The sequence below is a fragment of the Anaerocolumna chitinilytica genome (assembly GCF_014218355.1).
In the GTDB taxonomy this organism is placed as follows: Bacteria; Bacillota; Clostridia; order Lachnospirales; family Lachnospiraceae; genus Anaerocolumna; species Anaerocolumna chitinilytica.
Map to the genome: position 1 here is coordinate 3,242,915 of NZ_AP023368.1, position 23,349 is coordinate 3,266,263.

Genomic DNA, 23,349 nt, shown 5'->3' on the forward strand with positions numbered 1-23,349 from the left:
TTAGTAACTTCTATTTCTGGCAGCCTTTATTTTAATTGTTTATTATGCAATTTTCTTTTTCTGGGAGATGACTACTGCACCGCCGATTAATACGGCAACTGCTGCAACGCCTGCTATAGGCAGTATATTTTCTGATTCTTTCTCTTTGTTTCCTGCTGTGGTATCTGTTGCACTCACAGTTTTAACATTACCTTCTTCGGTTGCTGTCATTTCGCCATCGGTTGCAATACCGGAAGTTGCCATTAATTCCGGTTCTTTACCTTCCACAACCTTTACTTTATCCTCACCGGTTAAGCTATAGATATATTTTACGTTTTCATCATTATAAGGAAGAATTCCAACTTCAATATAGTCCTCAACAGGCGTAGTATGCATGATTGAAATTCCTTTGGATTCTAAATCAGAAGATTTATCTTCAAAGAGAACTTTATTTACTTCGTCCTGTCTTTTCACAAGGCTGTTATCCGCAGCTTCAGAAGAGACAGGAGTGTCCGGAGCTACCGCTTCCGTCGTTTTAAATACCTTCACTTCATCACTTTTTACTACTTTGACATTATCTTTACCAAATAAATCATAAAGATAATTTGCATTTTCATCACTAAAAGGGGTAATGCCAATTTCAACATAACCATTTGTTACCACTGTCTGGGTCACTTGGAAGCCTTGTTTTTCAATATCGGCTGTATGATCTGTAAATACATATTGATCGATATCACTTTGCAGTTTTGAAAGATCAGTTCCTGGTGCAATATCCTTAATAGTTACCTCCGCCGCTTTATTGTCAATGGTATTAGCATAGGTCACTCCGGTATATAAAGTAGATAAACATAGCCCTAACATTACTGTCTTAATTAATTGTATTTTTCTCATAAAAATACCTGCCTTTCCTTAAGCTGAAATTTATAGTAATTAATCTTTGATATGTTTCATTCATGGGATTCAAATTTTTTTATCTTAGGTTTAAGACACTAACCTCTTTGGTACCGAAAGAGATTATGTAAGTTTCTCCTTTCTTAAGCCTTTACAATGATTAGACGAGAGTACCTATAAGGTAGTTCCAAAAAAAGATAAAAACAAAAAACGGTATAACCGGAAAGTTTATATTGCAGCTTTCCGGTTATACCGTCTGTACTTCATTTATATTTAATTTTATAATATACTTATGAATATAAAAACCGAATTTTATTTCTCCCACTGAAGCTCAGAGTACTCTCTTCTCTTATCACGAAGAAGTAAGTCCGATACCGCTTCCAGTGCTGATTTATTTTCAAATAGAACCTGATTTACCTGCTCTACAATCGGCATTTCAACTTCATACTTTTTAGCCAACGCCAGTGCAGCTTTTGCAGAATAAACACCTTCTACTATCTGTTTCACTTCCTTCATGGCTTCTTCCATCGTATATCCTTGTCCAATTAAAAATCCAGCATTACGATTTCTGCTGTGCTTACTGGTACAGGTTACAATTAAATCTCCTACACCGGAAAGACCAGCAAAGGTTTCCATCTTGCCACCCATAGCAATACCTAAACGGCTGATTTCTGCAATTCCTCTTGTCATAAGGGCTGCTTTGGTATTATCTCCAAAGCCAAGTCCATCGGCAATACCTGCTGCCAAAGCTATTACATTCTTAATAGAACCTCCAAGTTCGATACCGATAACATCAGGACTTGTATATACACGGAAACGTTCACTCATAAAAACATCCTGAATAAAGTGTGCCGTATCCTTAGAATCCGCTCCTACAACGCAGGTGGTAGGAATCCCGCGGCTAACTTCTTCCGCATGGCTTGGCCCTGATAGTACCGCTACATCTGCCTGTGGAATCTCATCTTTAATGATATCCGTTAATGTTTCAAGGGTGTTTTCCTCGATTCCTTTTCCTACATTTACGATAATCTGATTTTTAGCGATAAAACTGCTCACATTCTTTGCTGTTGCACGAACAAAAGGTGATGCTACTGCGAATACAATTAAATCCTTATTTACACAGGAGGCTTTTATATCACCGCTGACGCTTACACTACTGGGAAGTTTAATTCCAGGAAGTTTATCCTTTAATTCCCGGTCATTTATCAATTGTTCTACTTCTGCTTGCAGGGCTGACCACAATACTACCTCATGCCCATTATTTCCAAGTAAGATAGCAATTGCTGTTCCCCATGCACCTGCACCTAATATGCTAATTTTCGCCATTGACACTTCTCCCTTATTTTTCTATTTTTGCCTTTTGCCCAATCTTATTCTCAGTTCCATTCATAAGCCTCTGGATATTGGTCCTATGTCTGATAAAAGCCAGTACCGTAAATAGGAAACTTATCAGAAGCATATGTAGGTCCCCCGGATAGAAAACTAATACTCCGATGGGAAACAACAGAGATATCAATAATGAACCGACGGAAACATATCTGGTTATAGCGACGGAAACCACAAATACAACAAATGCTGCTAATCCGATTCTCCAATCAAAAGCAAGAATTACTCCGCCGGTAGCCGCAATGCCTTTTCCTCCCTTAAAATGTAACCAAAAAGGGAAATTGTGTCCGATAACAACGCCAAGACCAGCATAAAGTGCCACCAGATGAACATAGGGTTCATTTTTTAAAGCTACAAAAGTTATTATCAAAATAGGAATAAGTGCTTTTAAAGCATCTCCTAAAAAGGTCAAAATTCCTGCCTTTACTCCAAGTAAACGCATTGCATTCGTAGTCCCGGCATTTCCGCTTCCATATTTTCTGATATCAATATTATTTGCTCTTCCTACAAAATAAGCAGTTGAAAAACAGCCGCACAAATATCCCAAAATTAAACATATAATAATGTTACGCAGCATACTATTCTTTTTCCTTTCGCTCCCTTATAAAGAATTTAAGTGATGTTCCTGAAAATCCAAAGGCTTCCCTGATTTTATTTTCAATGTATCTGGTGTAGGAAAAATGCATCAATTCCTTGTCGTTAACAAAAATAACAAAAGTCGGTGGCTTAATGGAAACCTGTGTAATATAGTATAATTTCAAACGCTTACCTTTATCGGAGGGCGGCTGCTGAAGGGCTACTGCTTCTGCCATAATCTCGTTTAAGACTCCGGTAGCAATTCTTAAGTTCTGATTCTGGATAACCTGCTCAATCAAATCAAACAATTTATTAAGTCTCTGTCCTGTTAATGCGGATATAAATATCATTTCTGCATAAGGCATATAAGAAAGCACTTCTTTTATTTCCTTGGTATGCTTATAAATTGTTTTATCATCTTTTTCAATTGCATCCCATTTATTTACCGCAATAATAATACCCTTTCCTCTTTCATGGGCAATTCCTGCGATTTTAGCATCCTGCTCTGTTACGCCTTCCATAGCGTCAATTACCAGAACGACAATATCCGCACGCTCAACGGCTGATACCGTACGAACAATACTAAAGCGTTCAATCTCTTCTTTTATTTTACTTTTTCTTCTTAAGCCTGCAGTATCTATAAAGATAAATTCCTTGCCATGGTATTTGACAGTAGTATCTATGGCATCTCTGGTGGTACCTGCAATACTTGATACAATCACTCTTTCTTCACCGATTAACTTATTAATAATAGAAGATTTCCCTACATTGGGCTTTCCGACAATAGCAATACGGGGTCGTTCATCCTCTTCTTCTTTCAGGTCTGCAGGGTTAAAGTGTCCGATTACCTCATCAAGCATATCTCCAAGCCCCAGTTTTGAAGATGCAGATACCGGGTGGGGATCACCAATGCCAAGGTTATAGAATTCATATACGTCCGGCATCAATTTATCAAAATTATCTACTTTATTTACAACAAGAACAATTGGTTTTGTGGAACGTCTTAACATATCTGCAACCTTAAAATCATCGTCAACCAAACCCTGTCTAACATCTACAAGGAAAACGATAACATCAGCCGTTTGAATGGCTATTTCTGCTTGTTGTCTCATATAAGAAAGCAGAACATCATTGCTCTCCGGCTCAATTCCGCCTGTATCAATCATAGTGAACTGCTTATCAAGCCAGGTAACATCTGCATAGATTCTATCTCTGGTGACACCTGGAAAGTCCTGAACAATAGCTATTCTCTCGCCTGCAAGGGCATTAAACAAAGTCGATTTGCCGACATTCGGCCTGCCGACTATTGCAACAATCGGTTTACTCATTTTATAAAAATCCTCTCTTCACTTTACAAATTACTGCTTTCACAATACGCAGAATTGATTCTTAAGTATATTCTCTCCTGCTTTTACTTAGATAGTATATCAGCTATAGGAATAATTATCAAATAATTTTTGAGAAAAGGCCCCTGTATCTTGACATTGCTGTTATAAAAAGCGCATAATATTTCTGGACATCTTCCAAAAAAGAATAGGAGAATGGCTTTCATAGGCAATGCACCTACAAGCTATAATATATCAATTATGAATCTTGAATTAAAGCACAGCTTAACCGTGAAGGAATATAATTCATTAAGGAAAAGTGTTAACTGGAAAGAACTTCCTGAAACACAAGCTGAAAGAGGACTCAAAAATACCTACTACCTTACTGCGGCTGTTTTAGACGGACAAACTGTCGGCATGGCACGTCTTATCAGTGACGGAGGATATGTGGCTTATCTTGCTGATGTAGTAGTAAATGAGAATTACCAGGGGTTAGGAATCGGCAGACTAATTATGAAGGATATGCTGGATTATATTAAAAACACCCTCTCCCAGGGGGACCAGGTTATGGTAATACTGGTTGCCGCGAAGGGTAAAGAAGAGTTTTACACGAAATTAGGGTTTATTCAAAGACCCAATGAGACATATGGAGCCGGCATGACCCTATGGCTTCAGAGCGAATAGAAGGTTGACTTACCATTTATCCCATGCTATAAATAAATAGATTAAGGAAATCCTGTTACTTTAACAATTAGGAGGACAAGTAATGACTGAAAATACGGTGAAAGCCCCTATAGCTCCATTGAAAATATTATCTTTAGAGGGTTTTCGTACCATGGCAGAAAAAGTTGACAAGCACATTTCTGCTTCCAGAAAACTAAAGGAAGAATCCTTTTTAAACCACCACTCTTTTACAGGGTATTATAAAGACAGCTACCTGGTTAATGCAGTTGTACCACGTTTTAGCTCCGGGGAGGCTAAGGGTTTACTGAAAGAAAGCATACACGGAAGTGACTTATATATTCTAGCAGATATCAGCAACCATTCTCTAAGCTATAACCTCTATGACACCCCAAACTGCATGTCACCGGATGACCATTTTCAGGATTTAAAGCGCCTGATCGACGCCTGCAATGGAAAAGCAAGAAGGATTACTGTTATACTTCCCTTTCTATATGAGAGCCGTCAGGATAAGAGAACTATCTTAGAGTCTCTTGATTGCGCTACCGCTTTACAAGAGTTAGCAGAGATGGGTGTAAAAAATATCATAACCTTTGATGCCCATGATGCCCGCGTTCAGAATGCAATTCCCTTAGAAGGCTTTGATAATTTCTATACTTCTTATCAATTCTTACAGGCATTGCTTAAAACAGAGGATGGCCTTTCCATTGAAAAGGAAGACTTTATGGTTATTAGCCCTGATGTAGGAGGTATGTCACGAGCAGTCTACTACTCCAATATTTTAAGCGTTGATATGGGAATGTTTTATAAAAGAAGAGATTACAGCGTTATTAATGATGGTAAAAACCCTATAATTGACCATGAGTTCCTTGGAGGAAATGTAGAAGGTAAAGCGGTTTATATTGTAGATGATATGATTGCCTCCGGTGAAAGTGTTTTGGAAGTAGCAGCTGAATTAAAGGCTAGAAAAGCGAAGAAAGTATATGTTGCTGCAACCTTCGGTCTTTTTACCAGCGGTTTTGCAAAATTTGATGAAGCCTATGAGAATGGCGTGATAGACAGAGTTTATACCAGCAACCTTATACATACACCCTCGGAGCTGATGGAAAAACCCTATTATACGAACGTAGATATCAGTAAATATCTCTCCCTTATCATAGATACCCTCAACCACGACAGTTCCGTTGACGGTATCATGAAATCCAGCGAGCTGATAAAAGATCAACTGGCTGACTACAGGGCGAAATGTAAGAAGAACGGTTAGTTTATCATTAAAAAGGCGGCTAATGTTCCTCGTTTTCCTTTTGATGCACGATGAGAGTATAGTAAGTCATTATGACAGCAGGTACATAATCCGCTAACATGAATGTTACTTTCTTTAAGTCCTGCCGATTTAAGAACAATACGATTTGCTTCCCACAAATCCAGCTGGTATCTGCCGGCTGGATTTTTAGTGAGGATTTCTTTATAATCATCACTGAGTTCCTTCGAAAATTCCTTTCTAAACTCTTCTGCCACTTCTTCACTGACTTCATAACAGTCTCTACAAATGGACGGTCCAATCAGAGCGGTAATATCATCCGGATCAGAGCCAAAAGCTTTCTGCATTGCTTCTACTGTCTTTAAGCCCATTCTGCCTACTGTACCTCTCCACCCGGAATGACTTAACCCAATGGCTTTCTTTCTGGTATCTATAAAATAAAGGGGAACGCAATCTGCATAAAAGGTCGCAAGAGGTATACACTTTTCATTGGTTATTAAACCATCAATTTCTTCATAATCTCTTGGCAGGTAAAGCCCCTTCCCTTTGTCTTGTTCTTTTATAAGTCTTACGTTGGTCTTATGTACCTGATGAGTCGCTACTACGTCTTTATAGGGAATCTCCAGGCTTTCACAGATTCTTATATAATTTTCATCTACTTTTTCTTTCTCATCGCCTACAGAGTATGATAGATTTAAAGATTCATAATATCCCTCACTGACACCTCCAAGCCTTGTGGTAAAGCCATGTTTAATAAAAGGGATATCAGATAAGGCTGAAAAAGTTAAAAAAGGGGTCTTTCTATCCGTATGCAGTATTACATTTTCGTTGTCTTTAAACAATTCCAAACTCCTTTCCAAATGCCTCAAGTTCGTACTATAAATTATACAGAACAATATTGTATCAATTATTCTTTTCTATCATTCAAAATTGAGTGTCAAAGGCGTTACGTATCAGTATTATTTCCTCATCCACGATACCAATCACATCAAAACGACAGGGAACATCCTCAGGTATACCATTACTATACATATAATATCTGGCAGCTCTGCAAATATTTTTAATTTTTCTGCCATCCACCGATTCGAAAGGAGAACCGCTTTGTAAATCTTTACGGTATTTTACTTCAATAAAAACAAGTACCTCCTGCTCTTTTGCAATCAGATCGATTTCTCCAAACCTGGTATAAAAATTGGCAGCCAGCACCTCATAACCAATAGAAGTAAGATATGCTGCCGCCTTTTGTTCCTTTTCATTTCCTATGGTTCTTTTATTATACATATTCTCCTTAACTGAATCTATACACTTCTTTATACTATTTATCAAACTTTGCCTTAATTCGGTCCATATCATCTACAAAAATCATGATATCTGAGACAATCTGGTAAAGTTCAGGCGGAATATAATCACCAAGATCGAGTTTCGATAAACTGGCAGCTAACCTGCTGTCTTCGTGTACGGGTATTTGATTCTCTTTGGCTCCTTTTACAATCTTGTCTGCAAGATAACCCTTTCCGGTAGCTATGATTCTAGGCGCAGCATCCTCTGTGTTATAACCGAGGGCAACAGCTGTTTTAGCCTTAAAGTTTTGGCTGTCTAAAAGTTTATCAGCAGCATTTTCTTTTTTTCCCACCGAATCACACCTCCTGACCGTAAAGATCTAAACATCAGTCCAAAAAATTCTTAATAAAACTTCTTCTATGTAGCAGCGTCGGTCCGTATAACTTTAAAGCTTTTACATGCTCTTCTGAACCATAACCTTTATTCGAAGCAAAACCATATGCCGGAAATATCTTATCATAAGCCATCATAATCCGGTCCCTCGTTACCTTAGCAATAATACTGGCGGCTGCAATGGATACACTTTTAGCATCCCCTTTGATAATAGGAACCTGCTTTATATTTACCTGTGGAATAGTGACTGCATCATTCAGCAGGATATCCGGTGTAATCTTTAAATTTCCGATAGCTTGGCGCATCGCTTCATAAGTCGCCTGCAAGATATTTATTTCATCTATCCTTGCAGGCGGTATGGAGCCTACTCCCACTGCTAAAGCTTTTTCCATTATCTCATCAAAGAGCTTTTCTCTCATCTTCTCTGACAATTGTTTGGAATCGTTGATGTATAAAATATCGCAATTCTTTGGTAAAATAACAGCTGCCGCCATTACCGGACCTGCTAATGGTCCCCTGCCCACTTCATCAATACCGCAGATATAGGAATATTCACCATAAGTTCTTTCATAAGAAGTCATTTCATATATTCTTTGCCTCTCAGAATCCTTAGCGCTTTGCTGCTTCTTTGCTTTCTCAATCAGGCTCTTAACTCCTGCTCTGGTGTCATCCTGGTATTTAATAATTATATCGGCTACATCTTCCTCTTTCGCCAGAAGAAATTCACCTTTAATCGCCTTTATGCTCATCTCCATGTCATATTCCTCATATTAAACTTCCATATGTATAAAAAGTATACATCCGGTGTTTTCCTTTCGTATACCTTTTATGTTACTTCGTTATTGGCTATCTGTTAAAAAACTTTCTTATTATTCTTGATTCATTATAACATCAGAATCTATTTTCTCTTCCTGTATGTTAGTATCGGCAGTCGATTCTGCCGGAAACTGCAATGTTATTTTACCAAGTTTGGCATTTCGTAAATCATCTACCAGAAAACTAGCCGCTCTTTCAAGATCCAATTCTCCGCCCTTTAACAGGCATCCGCGTTTCTTGGCGATTGCACTTAAATTCTCGTCAACGCTCTCTGTTTCTATAATACCATAGCGTTGCTCCAATGCCCCTTTATAATTCTTTGTCAAGAAACCTATCAAGGCAATCCCTAAATCATAGCTGTTTAAAATTTCTTCCTTTATCGAACCAATAAGAGCCAGATGTAAGCCTACCTTTTGATCCTCAAATTTTGGCCACAGTATACCTGGGGTATCAAGGAGTTCTATAGATTTATTTAGCTTAATCCATTGCTTTCCTTTTGTAACACCAGGTTTATTGCCGGTTTTCGCAGCTGCTTTACCAGAAATGCTGTTAATAAAGGTCGATTTTCCTACATTGGGTATACCTACTACCATTGCACGCAAAGGACGGTTTAGAATACCTTTCTTCCTGTCTCTTTCAATCTTAGCTTTACAGGCTTCCACTACCGCATCATTTACTTTGCGGACTCCATCTCCCTTTTTAGAATTAACCAGGACGGCGATATAACCCTGTTTTTCAAAGTATTCTTTCCATTTAAGGTTCTGATTATCGTCCGCCAAATCACTTTTATTCAAAAGGATAACCCTGGATTTGCTCCCGGCCATCTGATTAATATCCGGATTTTTGCTGCTGAGTGGAATACGAGCATCTACTAACTCAATGACTACGTCAATTAGTTTCATGTCCTCCTGCATCATTCGTTTTGCTTTTGACATATGACCTGGATACCATTGAAAATGCATACTTATTCCTCCTTCCTGATGTTTAATTTATTTATAAAGGAAAAACCATTTTCTCTAATCCAGGCTTTTCCGATGATATCTCCGGAAACTATATTCCCTATATTGGCAAATCTGCTGTCCTCACTATTATTACGGTTATCCCCCAGCACGAAGTATTCATTCTCGTCTAATTTAATTTCATCTTCCGCTAAACCTGCATTCTCAATATCATCTATTGCTATCTGCTCTTTTAGCAGTTCATTGTTAATATAAATTTTACCGTTCTTTATCTGGACGGTTTCACCGGGAAGCCCAATAACTCTTTTGATATTTAAATAGCTATGTTCTTTATCAGACTGCTTAAATACAATAACATCAAAACGTTTGGGTTTATGAAAGACATAAGCAAATTTATTTATAAGTATTTTATCATGATCCATCAGTGTATTTTCCATGGACTGACCTGTAGCTACCGTTTTCTCCAGAGCATAATTCGCCACAAAATAAGCTAGTCCAACAACCACTGCAATTTCAATAAACCATATGATTAAGGATATAACGACTTTTTTTATAACTGGACCTTTATCCTCTTTTTCAAAATCATACCTCATTTTAACCCCTTCCGTAAATATTCTTGGAATAATTGAATATTTCTGAATCCGTAGATGAAAACGGTTGTTTACGCGCTATCCTGGCTGCATGTAACCTGCTGCCTGCTCCATTATATGTGAAAAAACATAAACAGACAATAAAAGGGACAATACTATAAGTAGTTGTCCCTTCCCTTTTTTGGTTATGTGCTATTATTTTACGATTTCTTTAACTTTAGCCTTCTTACCTACTCTACTACGTAAATAATTTAACTTAGCTCTTCTAACCTTACCGTGTCTGATAACTTCAATCTTCTCAACACTGGGGGAGTGCAGGGGCCAAGTCTTTTCAACACCAATACCGTTAGAAGATTTTCTTACGGTAAATGTTTCTCTGGCGCCACCGTTTTGTCTCTTTAAAACAGTTCCTTCGAAAACCTGTGTTCTTTCACGGTTACCTTCTTTTACTTTAGCGTATACTTTTACAGTATCGCCTACGTTGAAATCAGCAATTTCACTCTTAAGCTGAGCAGCTTCGATTTCTTTAATAATATTATTCATTTTTGTGACCTCCTTTAAATTAGACGTTCTTAATACCTTGCCACATAAAACATCTGCTTGTACAAATCTGTCAAAGGGCGTTGTATCAGAGGACCATCCCATCTCACAACATCTTACTATAACATGCATTACCATAAAAAGCAAGCTTAAATTTATTACTAGTAAAGAATTTATATTAAGAAGATATAATACCAACCTATACAATAGAAATGGTGCACCAGTAAGTACAGTTTAACTTTATCATGTACTCCCCTCATATAACCGATGCACCTACTATAAGCATACCATAACTATTGCAATAGTCAATAGGTGTTTATGTCCATTCTACAAATTTTTTGTAATTTGAAGCAAATATTTTTTATCCTTCTCTGTTAAAATCGCATTTTCTAATAAATCCGGCCTGTTTTTAACAGTTCTTATAAGGGATTGTTCCCTTCTCCACTCATCTATTTTCCCATGATGACCGGATAAAAGTACTTCAGGTACTTTCTTCCCTTCGAACTCCTCTGGCCTGGTATATTGAGGATATTCCAGCAGATTGTCCTGAAATGTTTCAAATTCAGCGGAGGTTTCATTGTTTAAAACTCCTGGCACCAGTCTGCTGATAGCATCCATCATAACCATGGCAGGAAGTTCTCCTCCGGTTAATACATAATCACCGATGGATACATTATCTGTCACTATCATATCTAAGGCTCTCTCATCAATACCTTCGTAATGCCCGCATAGGAATATCAAATCTTCCTCTGCTGCCAGTTCCTCCGCCATAGATTGGTTAAAAACTTTCCCCTGGGGAGTGAGATAAATTACTCTGAGAGATTTACTGTCTGAATTTTCTGTTACCTGTTCTTTTATTGACCGATAAGCTCTTACCACCGGTCCCGGAGCCATAACCATTCCGGCACCGCCTCCATAAGGGTAATCATCCACACGATTATGCTTATTTTCAGAAAAATCTCTGATATCTACAGTATTTAGTTTTAGTATTCCTTTATCCAAAGCCCTGCCGGTAATACTGGCAGATAATCCCTGTGTTATCATCTCAGGAAATAATGTCATTACGTGAAAATTCATGCTGTTACCGCTCCCTTAAGTTCCATTCCTTTGCAAGTTATACCTTGACACAATTTATACTTTATTTTCGGTCTAAATCAAACCGGGCATTAAATGCACGAGTATTTTCTTGTTTTCAGGATCCACTTCCAGTATACATTCTTTAATGGAAGGTAGCAGAACTTCACTTCCATCCTTTCTTGTTACTACATAGACATCATTAGCACCGGTAGCCATAACATCGGTTAAGATACCAAGCTCTTCTCCTTCATCTGTAACGACCTGAGAATCCAATATATCGCAGATAAAAAATTCATTTTCCTCTAATTCAACTGCATTTTCTCTTGTTACCAAAAGATCATGTCCCTTGTATTTTTCAATATCATTTATATTATCAATTCCCTTGAACTTCAGAATAGCCCATTGTTTAAAAAATTTAACCCCTGAAATCTCAAGTTCCAAATATTCTTTTCCAGTGTCTAAATACACTTGTTTTAATTTCTTAAAACGTCCCATATCATCTGTTGTTGGATATACTTTGACTTCCCCTTTGATTCCGTGGGTTGCTGTAATGATACCTACTCTTAAATAATTTTCCATTAAGTCCTCCGCGTAACTTGCCCTGCAGGCTGATTTAACCTGCTGCGTACTCAAATTAAAAGTGGAATTATAAATTGTATTTTCCACACTCCTGTTATAATCAAAATAAGAACCCATGACATGTTAGGCATACAGAAAGAATGTTCCGGAAAATTATTTTCCGGAAGTATTTCTTTCCATTCACCTATTCCAGACAGGGTCCTTTAAAAGGTTCATTTTCATTATTGAAGTATTTCAACAACTACCTTTTTATCATCCTTTGCAGCTGCTGCTTTTACAACGGTACGAATGGATTTTGCAATTCGGCCTTGCTTGCCGATGACCTTCCCCATGTCCTCAGGTGCAACCTTTAACTCCACAATAATGGACTGGTCGGTTTCCTTTTCTGTTACAACAACTTCTTCTGGGTGATCAACGAGTGATGTAGCAATTACTTTAACTAATTCTTTCATTACCCTACACCTCCAATGGAATATGACTTATCTACCATAAACCGGAATTTACGGCAAGATGCCATCATTCCTTAAAAATGTCAAACAGAAAATTATTTTGTAATTCCTGCTTTTTTAAATAAATTGCCAACTGTTTCAGTAGGCTGGGCACCGTTCTGTAACCACTTCTTTGCTGCTTCCTCGTTTACCTTAAAAGCATTGGGTTCTTTTGTAGGATCATAAGTACCGAGTTCTTCGATAAATCTTCCGTCTCTAGGAGACCTGGAATCTGAAACTACGATTCTATAAAAAGGAGCCTTTTTCTGACCCATTCTTCTTAATCTGATCTTAACTGCCATGATTTCACCTCCTTAAAATCTTGTGTTTATAATATAGCTTATCAGAAATTACTTTTCAAATTTCTGATAAAGGCGGTGATTGTACCGCCATAAATCTGATGCTAGAAACAATTGAATGTTTCTAAAATATATTGAAAAGTTATATTTTAATATAACCTGACAATCAAATCTCATACATATCACAGGCTATCTGTGTTTCAGTCTCCTGTTTGAAGAAACTATTTATAAAAGTGAGAACAAGTTCCGCTTAGAAGCCAAAAGGCATCTTAAACTTACCTTTCTTCATCCCTTTAGAGCCCATCATACCGGACATCTGCTTCATCATCTTTTTCATCTGTTCATGCTGTTTTACCATTTTATTAACTTCGCTGATATCAACACCGGCACCATTTGCAATTCTTTTCTTTCTGGAAGGATTCAGTATATCAGGATTAGCTCTTTCAGCCTTTGTCATGGAATAGATGATTGATTCCACTCCCTTAAAAGCATCGTCTTCTATCTCAACATCCTTAAGGGGGCCGCCGACACCGGGCATCATCTTTAGAATATCATTAATACCGCCCATTTTTTTAATCTGCTGTAACTGGTCCAGATAATCGTTAAAATCGAATTCTGCTTTTTTTAATTTCTTCTCCAGCTGTTTAGCCTTTTCCTCATCGAAGTCTGCCTGAGCTTTATCAATTAATGTCAGGATATCTCCCATTCCAAGGATTCTGGATGCCATACGATCCGGATAAAACTGTTCCAGATCTGAGAGTTTCTCTCCCATACCCACATAGAGAATAGGGCGACCGGTTACTGCTCTGATTGAGAGTGCTGCACCGCCTCTGGTATCACCGTCAAGCTTTGTAAGAACGACACCGTCTATACCAATCTTATTTTGGAAATGTTCCGCTACGTTAACAGCATCCTGACCTGTCATGGAATCCACAACCAGAATACTCTGGTGAACCTGAATATTCTCTTTGATTTCAATAAGCTCATTCATCATATCTTCATCAATGTGAAGACGTCCTGCGGTATCTATGATTACCACATTCATATTATTGCTTTTCGCATGCTCCAGAGCTGCCTTTGCAATATTAACGGGTTTGTGCTTATCCCCCATAGAGAAAACAGGCACACCCTGCTTATCACCGTTAATCTTTAACTGTTCGATAGCTGCCGGACGATAGATATCACAGGCAACTAAAAGCGGCCGTTTACCTTTTGCTTTAAATTTACCGGCAAGTTTTGCTGTGGTGGTGGTTTTACCAGCACCCTGTAGGCCGCACATCATAATGACTGTTATTTCATTACCCGGTTTAAAGGAAATCTCAGTTGTTTCAGAACCCATGAGATTTACCATCTCTTCATTCACTATCTTAATTACCATCTGTCCAGGAGTAAGACTTGACATAACATCCTGTCCAACGGCACGCTCCTGAACGGTCTTAATAAAGTTCTTAACCACCTTAAAATTAACATCGGCTTCCAACAATGCCATCTTAACTTCTTTTAACGCGGTGGCAACATCTGCTTCACTTAAGCGTCCTTTGCCTCTAAGGTTCTTAAATACATTTTGTAATTTTTCAGAAAGGCTTTCAAATGCCATCCGGGAACCTCCTGCAATCGTTGTATATTAATAAGTTTAAGATTATCTATAATGCATCAATTATATTCTGGGACAAGGTGAGAATGCTTTGTATCGTTTCTTCCTTGTGTTCTACTTTCAGTTCTGCAGCAAGAGTACGTATCTTCTCTGCCATCTCTCTGGTCGCTTTAAACTTATGAATCAGACCAAGTTTTTCTTCACAATCCGCAAGCTGTTTGGAACATCTCTTAACAATATCATATACCCCTTGCCGGCTGATACCCTGTTCTTCGGCAATTTCACCCAGAGAGAGGTCATTAAGGATGTAATCCTCAAATATCTGCTTATTGTGATTTTTTAATAATTCTCCATAAAAATCAAATAGGAGTGATAGATGAACTTTTTCCTGCAGCTTTTGGCTGATATCTGTATTATCCATAAAAGCTCCTGTGTGTAAAGTTTTTTTCTTTACAGGTGCTAGTATACCTAATTACTATACCTTTGTCAAGGAATTTTTGTTCCTATTGCTTAAACATATTTTTTTAGAACTTCTTTTACAAAATCCTTCTCTAATTCATTTACCGGTATTAATTTACCCGGAGCCCCTTCTGTCTCTCTAAGATGTTTCTCCATTACTAGTAAATCACGCCATTCGTTAAATTTATAGGCAGTTCTATAATAAGTACCAACTTCCGTAAATCCAAACTTCTTATGTAGTGCTACACTGCCTTCATTCGGTACACAAATAAGAGAATAAATATTATAAACTCCCTGCGCCTGAACTAATTCAAAGAGAGCCTTATAGAGTGCTGTCCCAATTCCCTTCTTATGCTGGGAATCTTTTATATATACGGAACATTCACAGTCCCAAGCGTATGCAGCTCTTTCTCTGTGTAAAGAGCAGTAAGCATATCCAGCAATTTCTCCATCAATGGTATATACCAGCCAAGGATATTGAAAAGATATTTTTCTGATTCTTTCCTGGAATATTTCAAGAGGAACTTTATCGTATTCAAAGGAAATTACTGTATTTAAGATATAAGGTTCATAAATAGCATAGATTTCTTTCGCATCTTCTAAAGTAGCCAATCTGATTTCTGTTTTTGCCATATTAATTTCCATTGCCCGTCGCATAATACGAATACTATAGCGGCATCCTTTCTTTTAATCGCTTTTAGTTTTTTTTAGATTTCTCTTCTGCCATTATTATTCTATCTGTCTCTTTGGTTTTCATTTCCCAGCATGAGTAAATAAAAAGGCTCCTATACCTACTGCTATAGTGATATTCAAAGAATCCACCTCAGGAGATTGCGGAATGCAGACACTGGTACCAGCCTTTAAGTAGGAATCATCAAGTCCTGTTGCCTCATTACCGAAGACCAAAGAAAAAAGTTCACTCCGAGGGCAATTTTGTATCTCCAAGGTATTCTCACCGTTTAGCATAAATGTGAATACTTCCTGCTTCTTATATTTTGCTCGATACTCTTCAAAAGAATCAAACAACTGAACCCTTAACTTAAATAGCCCACCCATAGAGGCTCTGATTACCTTAGGGTTAAATATATCTGCACAAGGAGTTATTAATGCGATATCCTTAATTCCAAGGCCCAGGGCAGTACGAAGTATAGTACCCAGATTCCCCATATTACTTGGATTTACAAGAACAATATGGGAGGTATCCTCTTTTAAGGTATCGGTATATTTATCAAACACGCCTAAAACATAGCAGTTTTCTTTATCACTGACCTTTGAAAAGAGTTTATCATCAGAAAGTACCGAAATATTGTTCTCCCTGCAGATTTTTTGAATACTTTCCTTATCCGTATAACCGGAATGAATATAAACACCTCTAACTCTTTCCTTTTTTCCTGCAATTAGTTCATAGGTTGGAAAGGCTCCCAAACTATAGGAATAATCACTTCCTTTTTTATATGGCTTTACAGCTTCCATATTCTGCTCCATTTCTTTCGTTTTTACATCAGATACTTTTTTGTTATTACCTATAGAAAGTACTTGATGCATTCTCTTTCACCATATTATAACCTGTATATAAAAACGTCAACCTTGTTAAGAATATTTCATGCTTTTATTTTCCTTATCTGATGACATTTTTGTAAGAGTGTAAGATACTCTTAGTAATTTTCTGTATTCAATGTACATTAAAGAACTCTTCTCTTTTAAGTTCCATAAATATCAAGTCATGAAAAATTCCATCCTGGTCCGCCCAAAATTTCTCCACCGTTTTAACATCATGAAATCCTACTTTTTTATATAAGGAATATGCTCTTATGTTATCTGCTAAAGTATCAATTTCATAGACCTTTAGAGTAAACTTATTGTCTAAATACTTCATAAAGGCAATTAAAGTTTCGTAACCCAAACCTTTTCCCTGCTGACTAATCTCACAAATCTTGAGTCCAATCCCACAACTCCTTTTTTCCATATCCAGATTACCATAAACAAGTTCTCCCAAGGGAAGATGTTTCTTCTTGTCAACAACTACATACCGTCTTCGCTTTCTGAATGGGTCTTTATCTGCTATTTCTGTTGCAAAATCCTCCTCCAAAGAAGCCGCAGTAATTCCCATACCAGTTCGAAATCCGACATCTTTCATCAGCTCTCCGTTATTCCACCAAATTGCAAAAAGTTCCGTATCTTCTAGTTCCAACTCTCTAATAGCTATTCTGTCTGCTTCATATACTATTCCCATCGAAATACTCCCTTCGAAACCTTTCATTTAACCAGAATTATATCAGAATTGAGAGAGGCATAAAAGCTTTCATATCTTAAAAATCCATTATAATCTTATTAAAACACAAGCAGGCCTTAAGAAAACATTCACTGTTTTATTAGACCTGCTTGTCTTCAATTATTTATATAAAACAATTTAAATCTAGACCGGGTATGCCTTATTCTCATAATCAGCCAGAAAAGGATCAACACCTGTTTCCTGTGTACGGCGGTATTTAAAATATTCCAAGGCAACCTGAGGGAACAGTGCATAGGACAGCACATCTTCCTCCTGCTCTTTCCAGTCTTTTACCGCTTCTTCCATAGCCGGAAGTTCCGGTTCCAGCAAATCAGCAGGTCTGCATTCAATCGGTTTAATATCACCAATTACTTTATTTCTGACTTCTTCATCAAAAGGCCTTACTGTTTTGCCATATTCACCGGAGAGAATTGCTTTCGTTTCCTTTGTAACCATCTTATAACGCTCGCCTGCAATGACGTTTAACACTGCCTGGGTTCCCACAATCTGACTGGAAGGAGTTACCAGAGGCGGCTCACCAAGGTCTTTTCTCACTCTCGGTATTTCTTCCAAAACTTCATAGTACTTATCCTCAGCTTTTTGTTCCTTTAACTGAGACATTAGGTTTGATAACATTCCTCCAGGCACTTGATATAAGAGTGTTTTAATCTCAACGCCCATAACTTTGGGATTTAAGATTCCTTCTTCCATAGCACAATCTCTTAATGGCCTGAAATAATCAGCAATCTCCGCTAATAACTGCTGATCCAATCCGGTGTCATACGGCGTTCCCTTAAAGGTTTCAACCATAACTTCAGTCGCCGGCTGGCTGGTGCCCATAGCAAAAGGAGACATGGCTGTATCAATAATATCAGCGCCTGCTTCAATCGCTTTCATATAAGTCATTGATGCTACTCCGCTGGTATAATGAGTATGAACATCGATTGGAATATTTACAGATTCTTTCAGAGCTTTTATTAAAGCAGAGGCTTCATAAGGCACCAGCAAGCCTGCCATATCCTTTATACATAAGGAGTCCGCTCCCATTGCCTCAATTTCCTTCGCAAGTTTTGTAAAATAACTTGTAGTGTAAGCCTCACCTAAAGTGTAAGCTATTGCAATCTGAGCATGTCCGTTTTCCTTCTTTGTCGCCTTTACAGCAGTTGTCAGGTTCCTGATATCATTAAATGCATCAAATATACGAATATTATCAATACCGTTAGCAATAGATTTCTGAATGAAATACTCCACAACATCATCAGCATAATGACGGTAACCTAAAAGGTTCTGTCCTCGCAGCAGCATCTGCAGCTTCGTATTCTTAAAACCATCTCTTAGCTTGCGCAGCCTAACCCAAGGGTCCTCTTTTAAAAATCTTAAAGACGCATCAAATGTAGCGCCTCCCCAGCACTCTACCGCATGATATCCTACCTTATCCATCTTTTCTATTATGGGCAGCATCTGGTCAGTGGTCATTCTGGTGGCTATCAGCGACTGATGAGCATCACGCAATATTGTCTCGGTAATTTTAACCGGTCTTTTTATTTGTTCCGAATTGTTATACAATTCGTTCATCGGTATGCCTCCTTTATGTCAATCAATTAGTTTAAGGTAGCAAGTGGTGTACCGGATTCAACGGAATCCCCGGAGGTTACATCAATACTTGCAATAACACCATCTTCCGGTGATACAATTTCATTCTCCATCTTCATGGCTTCTAGAATCAGAATCACTTCACCCTTTTTGATGTTCTGTCCGATAGAAGCTTTAACAGATAAAATCTTACCTGGCATCGGGGCATCTATAGAAATTCTTCCCTTTGATCCGCCTGTAGCCGGTACTGCAGAAGTGTTTTCTGCGACAGCTGGTGCGGGGGCCGGTGCGGCTGGAGTAGTAGCTGGTGCGGCTGAAACAGCCGGTGCTGGTACAGGAGCGGCAGCCGGAGAAACGGTTCTGTATTCTCTTACGGGACGTCCGGTAGTTTCTTCTACTGCCACATCATAGGCTATTCCGTTAACTGTAACTGTATAAGTCTTCATATTTAATTTCCTCCTTAAAATAGGCAACTTAAATTATTTTTTTCTAATCGATCGTATAACAAGTCCATCTGCCGGCGCATCTTCCATAGATGCCATTATTGCTGCTGTTATTACAGCCACTAACTGAGGGTCATTTATTGCATTTTCCGTGCCTTGTCCAATCTGCCTTTCTGCTGTTATCTCTGCCGTCTGATTCTTGCTTTCATTTACCCTATACATGTTTCCGGTAAGTGATATACAGAATCTAATAATACTTATGATTCCCATGATTACAATCAGTGCCAGAAAGACTAGTCCAAGAATTACTACTATATCCAAAAATTCATCGGGAATTTTATCGGAGATTTTTAATGCGAAACCCGCAGTAAGAAAACCGGTGTTCTCACAAAATCCTAACAAACTCATATCTTATTTGCTCCTATCTGTACGTAGAATACGCTACCGCACGAATTTCATGTCTGAAAGCTTCTATCTGCCGGCTATACTGTACCTCTTTTTTTATTTCCAGCAGGCACACTCTTTGTAAAGAGCATTTCAAAGGCATAAATCAAATGCTTTCTTGCAGAGCATTCATCTATGACAGCATCTACATAACCACGCTTTGCCGCCGATACAGCGCTTGCCTGGAGCTCTCTGTACTCTAACGCCTTTTCTTTCAAATCCACAGGTTCATTATCATATATTATGCTTACTGCCTCATTCTCGTCCATCATACCAACTGATGCCTTTTCTAGAGCAAATACCATATCCGCTCCCAAATGTTTTGAATTCATTGTAAGGTAAGCACTTCCGTAAGCCTTTCCGATAATTAAATTTACCTTAGGAACAGTAGAAGATGAAAATGCATAGGTAAGCTTTGCTATAGAAGCCGCTACCGTTGCCTCTTCCATGACTTCCGTCTGAAACCCTTCCGTATCGGTCAATGACAATACCGGTATATGGAATGCATCACAAAAACGTACAAATCTTTCAGCTTTTAAGCATCCTTTTGTTGTAAGGGTTCCATTATGTTCAAAGAGAATCTCTCCTTCTTCGTTCTTAACTGCTCTTCGGTTTGCAATTGCTCCAATTGTCATTCCATTCAGGCGAAGGAACCCGGTAACCATTTCCTTCGCATAGCTTGTCTTAGCTTCGAGAAAATACTTATCATCGGATACTTCCTTTAAAATAGCTGATGTATCCTTATCTGAAAAAACTTCTGCAGGAATCAAACGATTCAGGTCATCAAAGCATTCATCATATGATGCATCATCTTCATTACTTGCCGGAAGTAATGCCACAAGCTCACGGATAGCTTCAATAACTGCACTCTCGTCTTCGCAAACAAAATCAACATTCCCATTTTCTGCTTGAAATTTTGCTGAGGACGTATCACATTTTGCAGTAAAATTTTTATTCAGCGCATTGGGTGAGTTTACAAACAGTTTCCCTTTTTCCTCTGCTATAAAAGAAAAATCACTTAAGGCGCTAAGAACAGCAAGCCCACCGCCGCAAGGACCTAATATTGCGGTAATCTGAGGTATTACACCTGATGCCATTGTCTGCTTTAGATAGATTTCTCCCAAGCCGTTTAGTGCATCGGTGGCTTCCTGTAATCTTAACCCGGCGCTATCGATTAATCCAATAACCGGTGCACCTACCTTAAGTGCTAAATCATAAAGTGTTATTATTTTTTTCGCATGCATCTCGCCGATTGTACCATTTCCGGCGGAACTGTCCTGGCTATATACATATACTGGATTTCCATCTATGATTCCGTAACCGGTCACAACGCCATCGGAAGAAATTTCCTTCTGACTCAGATTAAAATCCGTATTTCTCTTTGTAACCAAAGCGCCAATTTCCACAAAACTGTTATCATCAAGAAGAGCATTGATTCGTTCCCTTGCTGACAATTGTTTAGCCGTATTCATCTTCTGCCTCCAATTATTTCTATATTATAAATATAAATTCACACTTTCTGCCTATTATATTATAGGATAAATTACCGGTAATTTCAAGGTTTTAAAAAAAGTTTCCTGCAAAGAAGCAGGAAACTTTGATTAAAAATCCATTTTATATGTAGGTAATAATTGTATAAAGACTTCCGCAATCTCCGGATCAAATTGAGTACCCGAGTTCTCCTTTAATTCAGAAATGGTTTGTTCCAATGAAAGTGCTTTCCGATAAGGTCTGTCTGATAGCATTGCAATAACAGCATCCGCTACCGTAAGTATTCTGGCAAGCTTTGGTATATCATTTTTCTTTAAGCCTCTTGGATAACCGGTGCCATCATATCTTTCATGATGGCATAACACCTCATCAGCAAGATACATTAATTCAGGAGATGCTTTTATTATCTGATACCCTTTCTCCGAATGCCGTTTTATCATTTCATACTCTTCTTCGGTAAGACTTTCTTTTTTATTTAATACAGATTCATCAATGGTTATTTTACCAATGTCATGTATTTGTCCCAGAACACGCAGGTCTGTAATTTCAGCCTTCGTTAAATTCAAAGTTCCTTCCAATCGGTTGACAAGACGGCTTATACCCATGGCATGAGCTCTTTCTTCTTCGTTTTTTACATAAAGTGTTTGAAGAATAATGTTCACGGTTTTGTTCTTAACACTTCTGCTGACAGAAAGTTTCTCTTTATACATCATGTCATCTGCTTGCTTTATGATTCTCTCCAGATCTTCCTCTTTATGATATTTAACCGCATATCCCATAGATACAGAAAGAAAGATACTATCTATCATCTCATGTTTATTATTATCAAGCACCTTTTGGATAATTTCAGATGAATACTGTTCATCGGTATTCGGTAAGAGCAGGATGAATTCATCCCCACCCCACCTCGCAACCAAATCTTCAGGTCTGCATACCTTTTGAAGAGAGTTTGCAGCGGCAATCAAAAGCTTGTCACCGACTATATGTCCAAAGGCATCATTGGTTAATTTTAACCCATTGACATCTGCAACGATAATTGATATAGGATAATTATCAGGCACGTCAAGCTTAATAAGCTGCTCTTCAAAGTGTCTTCGATTACTTATCCCTGTAAGTTTGTCATGGTAGGTCAGATATTGAATTTTCTCTTCCGCCTCTTTTTGAACAGTCGAATCATGAATAACTATTGTATTACCTTTTTGCACCCCTTGTCTATTCATGATAGGGGCTATGTATAATTCTACATCTCTGCGGCTTTTATTCTCATGTATTACATAACCACTTTCTGTGCGTGGCTCAAGACAGGTCTCAGTCTGATTATTCAGCATACCTAAGTGAATAAGAGTTCCATCTTTCGAATAAACCTTCATCAAATCCCCTAGCGGTCTTTTCCTCGTCTTTTTATCTGTAAGATCACAGATAGTCCTTGCCTTATCATTAATAAACTCGATATTCCCTTTTCCGTCCGTCACTATAATTCCATCTCTGATAGCTGAAAGAATTATCTGAAACCTTTTTTGCCTTATTCTATTCTCTTCCATATTCTTGATGTAGAAATCATATAAGAAATAAATAAGAAGAGCTAATCCAATCATTAAGGCTGCGCGTATAACTACAATAGTAAAATATATACTACTGCCTCTATATGTAAGTGCTGTAGCGAAATAAACCGCCAAGACCAACCCGCTTAACAGCAAACCTTTTTTATGATAAAAAAACACACCAACAATGATAGGAAAATAGTATAAATTATGTGCAAGAATGTAGATTCCTTTACTTAAACAAAGCAAATTCAGTGCGACGGCAAAAAGAAAGGAGAAAATAAAAATTAGATGCTTCCTCATAATAGTAACCCCTCCATGCCGATAGGCTTTATAAGAATTAATTCATTTTATCGCATTATACCATTATGTTTTTCCAAAAACAACATTT

At 38.0% G+C, this 23,349-nt stretch carries 27 protein-coding genes; 2 read left to right on the top strand and 25 right to left on the bottom strand.

The features are described 5' to 3' along the window. Positions 1 to 42: 42 nt before the first annotated feature. The 4 genes from bsdcttw_RS14205 to der all read right to left on the bottom strand — a co-directional run bounded on the left by bsdcttw_RS14205 (position 43) and on the right by der (position 4,160). Positions 43 to 870 (bottom strand): hypothetical protein, encoded by an 828-nt coding sequence (locus bsdcttw_RS14205; RefSeq protein WP_185255510.1) that lies wholly within the window; start codon positions 868 to 870, stop codon positions 43 to 45. A 312-nt stretch (positions 871 to 1,182) separates the two neighbouring features. Next, positions 1,183 to 2,196, bottom strand: coding sequence for an NAD(P)H-dependent glycerol-3-phosphate dehydrogenase (locus bsdcttw_RS14210; RefSeq protein WP_185255511.1), 1,014 nt, complete (start codon positions 2,194 to 2,196; stop codon positions 1,183 to 1,185). Between the two features lie 13 nt (positions 2,197 to 2,209). Next, the gene (plsY, locus tag bsdcttw_RS14215) at positions 2,210 to 2,833 is read right to left on the bottom strand and encodes a glycerol-3-phosphate 1-O-acyltransferase PlsY (RefSeq protein ID WP_185255512.1); all 624 of its coding nucleotides are present in this window, start codon (positions 2,831 to 2,833) and stop codon (positions 2,210 to 2,212) included. A gap of 1 nt (position 2,834) precedes the next feature. Continuing rightward, positions 2,835 to 4,160 (bottom strand): ribosome biogenesis GTPase Der, encoded by a 1,326-nt coding sequence (gene der, locus bsdcttw_RS14220; RefSeq protein WP_185255513.1) that lies wholly within the window; start codon positions 4,158 to 4,160, stop codon positions 2,835 to 2,837. Between the two features lie 213 nt (positions 4,161 to 4,373). On the opposite strand from der, the gene bsdcttw_RS14225 reads away from it, so the two are divergent. After that, positions 4,374 to 4,841, top strand: coding sequence for a GNAT family N-acetyltransferase (locus tag bsdcttw_RS14225; RefSeq protein ID WP_185255514.1), 468 nt, complete (start codon positions 4,374 to 4,376; stop codon positions 4,839 to 4,841). An 82-nt stretch (positions 4,842 to 4,923) separates the two neighbouring features. Continuing rightward, positions 4,924 to 6,102 (top strand): ribose-phosphate pyrophosphokinase, encoded by a 1,179-nt coding sequence (locus tag bsdcttw_RS14230; protein ID WP_185255515.1) that lies wholly within the window; start codon positions 4,924 to 4,926, stop codon positions 6,100 to 6,102. On the opposite strand, the gene pgeF is transcribed toward bsdcttw_RS14230, so the two are convergent. The 21 genes from pgeF to bsdcttw_RS14335 form a co-directional block, all read right to left on the bottom strand. Beyond that, positions 6,099 to 6,941, bottom strand: coding sequence for a peptidoglycan editing factor PgeF (pgeF, locus tag bsdcttw_RS14235; RefSeq protein ID WP_225903665.1), 843 nt, complete (start codon positions 6,939 to 6,941; stop codon positions 6,099 to 6,101). The genes bsdcttw_RS14230 and pgeF overlap by 4 nt on opposite strands. A gap of 82 nt (positions 6,942 to 7,023) precedes the next feature. After that, positions 7,024 to 7,380 carry a YraN family protein gene (locus tag bsdcttw_RS14240; protein WP_185255517.1) on the bottom strand — a complete coding sequence of 119 codons (357 nt, stop codon included), beginning with the start codon at positions 7,378 to 7,380 and terminating at the stop codon, positions 7,024 to 7,026. Between the two features lie 34 nt (positions 7,381 to 7,414). Continuing rightward, the gene (locus bsdcttw_RS14245; RefSeq protein WP_185255518.1) at positions 7,415 to 7,732 is read right to left on the bottom strand and encodes an EscU/YscU/HrcU family type III secretion system export apparatus switch protein; all 318 of its coding nucleotides are present in this window, start codon (positions 7,730 to 7,732) and stop codon (positions 7,415 to 7,417) included. 34 nt (positions 7,733 to 7,766) lie between these two features. After that, the gene (locus bsdcttw_RS14250) at positions 7,767 to 8,528 is read right to left on the bottom strand and encodes a ribonuclease HII (protein ID WP_185255519.1); all 762 of its coding nucleotides are present in this window, start codon (positions 8,526 to 8,528) and stop codon (positions 7,767 to 7,769) included. 114 nt (positions 8,529 to 8,642) lie between these two features. Then, the gene (gene ylqF, locus bsdcttw_RS14255) at positions 8,643 to 9,551 is read right to left on the bottom strand and encodes a ribosome biogenesis GTPase YlqF (RefSeq protein WP_185255520.1); all 909 of its coding nucleotides are present in this window, start codon (positions 9,549 to 9,551) and stop codon (positions 8,643 to 8,645) included. Between the two features lie 2 nt (positions 9,552 to 9,553). Continuing rightward, the gene (gene lepB, locus bsdcttw_RS14260; RefSeq protein WP_185255521.1) at positions 9,554 to 10,141 is read right to left on the bottom strand and encodes a signal peptidase I; all 588 of its coding nucleotides are present in this window, start codon (positions 10,139 to 10,141) and stop codon (positions 9,554 to 9,556) included. A 192-nt stretch (positions 10,142 to 10,333) separates the two neighbouring features. Next, positions 10,334 to 10,681, bottom strand: a complete 348-nt coding sequence (gene rplS, locus bsdcttw_RS14265) for a 50S ribosomal protein L19 (protein ID WP_185255522.1) — start codon at positions 10,679 to 10,681, stop codon at positions 10,334 to 10,336. Positions 10,682 to 11,005: 324 nt separating this feature from the next. After that, positions 11,006 to 11,755, bottom strand: a complete 750-nt coding sequence (gene trmD, locus bsdcttw_RS14270) for a tRNA (guanosine(37)-N1)-methyltransferase TrmD (RefSeq protein ID WP_185255523.1) — start codon at positions 11,753 to 11,755, stop codon at positions 11,006 to 11,008. Between the two features lie 72 nt (positions 11,756 to 11,827). After that, complete coding sequence (gene rimM, locus bsdcttw_RS14275; RefSeq protein WP_185255524.1) at positions 11,828 to 12,334, bottom strand: ribosome maturation factor RimM; 507 nt, start codon at positions 12,332 to 12,334, stop codon at positions 11,828 to 11,830. Positions 12,335 to 12,555: 221 nt separating this feature from the next. Then, positions 12,556 to 12,786: a KH domain-containing protein gene (locus tag bsdcttw_RS14280; RefSeq protein WP_033166400.1), complete on the bottom strand. Its 231-nt coding sequence runs from the start codon at positions 12,784 to 12,786 to the stop codon at positions 12,556 to 12,558. A gap of 92 nt (positions 12,787 to 12,878) precedes the next feature. Continuing rightward, entirely contained in the window at positions 12,879 to 13,124 is a 246-nt protein-coding gene (rpsP, locus tag bsdcttw_RS14285) for a 30S ribosomal protein S16 (RefSeq protein ID WP_185255525.1), read from the bottom strand. Between the two features lie 247 nt (positions 13,125 to 13,371). Then, complete coding sequence (gene ffh / locus bsdcttw_RS14290) at positions 13,372 to 14,718, bottom strand: signal recognition particle protein (RefSeq protein WP_185255526.1); 1,347 nt, start codon at positions 14,716 to 14,718, stop codon at positions 13,372 to 13,374. 46 nt (positions 14,719 to 14,764) lie between these two features. Continuing rightward, positions 14,765 to 15,136, bottom strand: coding sequence for a YlxM family DNA-binding protein (ylxM, locus tag bsdcttw_RS14295; RefSeq protein WP_185255527.1), 372 nt, complete (start codon positions 15,134 to 15,136; stop codon positions 14,765 to 14,767). A gap of 89 nt (positions 15,137 to 15,225) precedes the next feature. Beyond that, positions 15,226 to 15,807, bottom strand: coding sequence for a GNAT family N-acetyltransferase (locus bsdcttw_RS14300; RefSeq protein WP_207726412.1), 582 nt, complete (start codon positions 15,805 to 15,807; stop codon positions 15,226 to 15,228). Between the two features lie 120 nt (positions 15,808 to 15,927). Next, a complete protein-coding gene (locus tag bsdcttw_RS14305; RefSeq protein ID WP_225903666.1) occupies positions 15,928 to 16,719 on the bottom strand; it encodes a TrmH family RNA methyltransferase in 792 nt (263 codons plus the stop codon). Between the two features lie 127 nt (positions 16,720 to 16,846). Then, entirely contained in the window at positions 16,847 to 17,407 is a 561-nt protein-coding gene (locus bsdcttw_RS14310) for a GNAT family N-acetyltransferase (protein WP_185255529.1), read from the bottom strand. 183 nt (positions 17,408 to 17,590) lie between these two features. Next, the gene (locus bsdcttw_RS14315; protein ID WP_185255530.1) at positions 17,591 to 19,021 is read right to left on the bottom strand and encodes an oxaloacetate decarboxylase subunit alpha; all 1,431 of its coding nucleotides are present in this window, start codon (positions 19,019 to 19,021) and stop codon (positions 17,591 to 17,593) included. 26 nt (positions 19,022 to 19,047) lie between these two features. Further along, on the bottom strand, positions 19,048 to 19,485 hold the full coding sequence (locus bsdcttw_RS14320) for an acetyl-CoA carboxylase biotin carboxyl carrier protein subunit (RefSeq protein WP_185255531.1): 438 nt from the start codon (positions 19,483 to 19,485) through the stop codon (positions 19,048 to 19,050). Between the two features lie 33 nt (positions 19,486 to 19,518). Continuing rightward, positions 19,519 to 19,890 carry an OadG family protein gene (locus bsdcttw_RS14325; RefSeq protein ID WP_185255532.1) on the bottom strand — a complete coding sequence of 124 codons (372 nt, stop codon included), beginning with the start codon at positions 19,888 to 19,890 and terminating at the stop codon, positions 19,519 to 19,521. A gap of 74 nt (positions 19,891 to 19,964) precedes the next feature. After that, complete coding sequence (locus bsdcttw_RS14330) at positions 19,965 to 21,398, bottom strand: acyl-CoA carboxylase subunit beta (protein ID WP_185255533.1); 1,434 nt, start codon at positions 21,396 to 21,398, stop codon at positions 19,965 to 19,967. Between the two features lie 129 nt (positions 21,399 to 21,527). Continuing rightward, positions 21,528 to 23,261 (bottom strand): diguanylate cyclase domain-containing protein, encoded by a 1,734-nt coding sequence (locus bsdcttw_RS14335; protein WP_185255534.1) that lies wholly within the window; start codon positions 23,259 to 23,261, stop codon positions 21,528 to 21,530. Between the last annotated feature and the right edge of the window lie 88 nt (positions 23,262 to 23,349).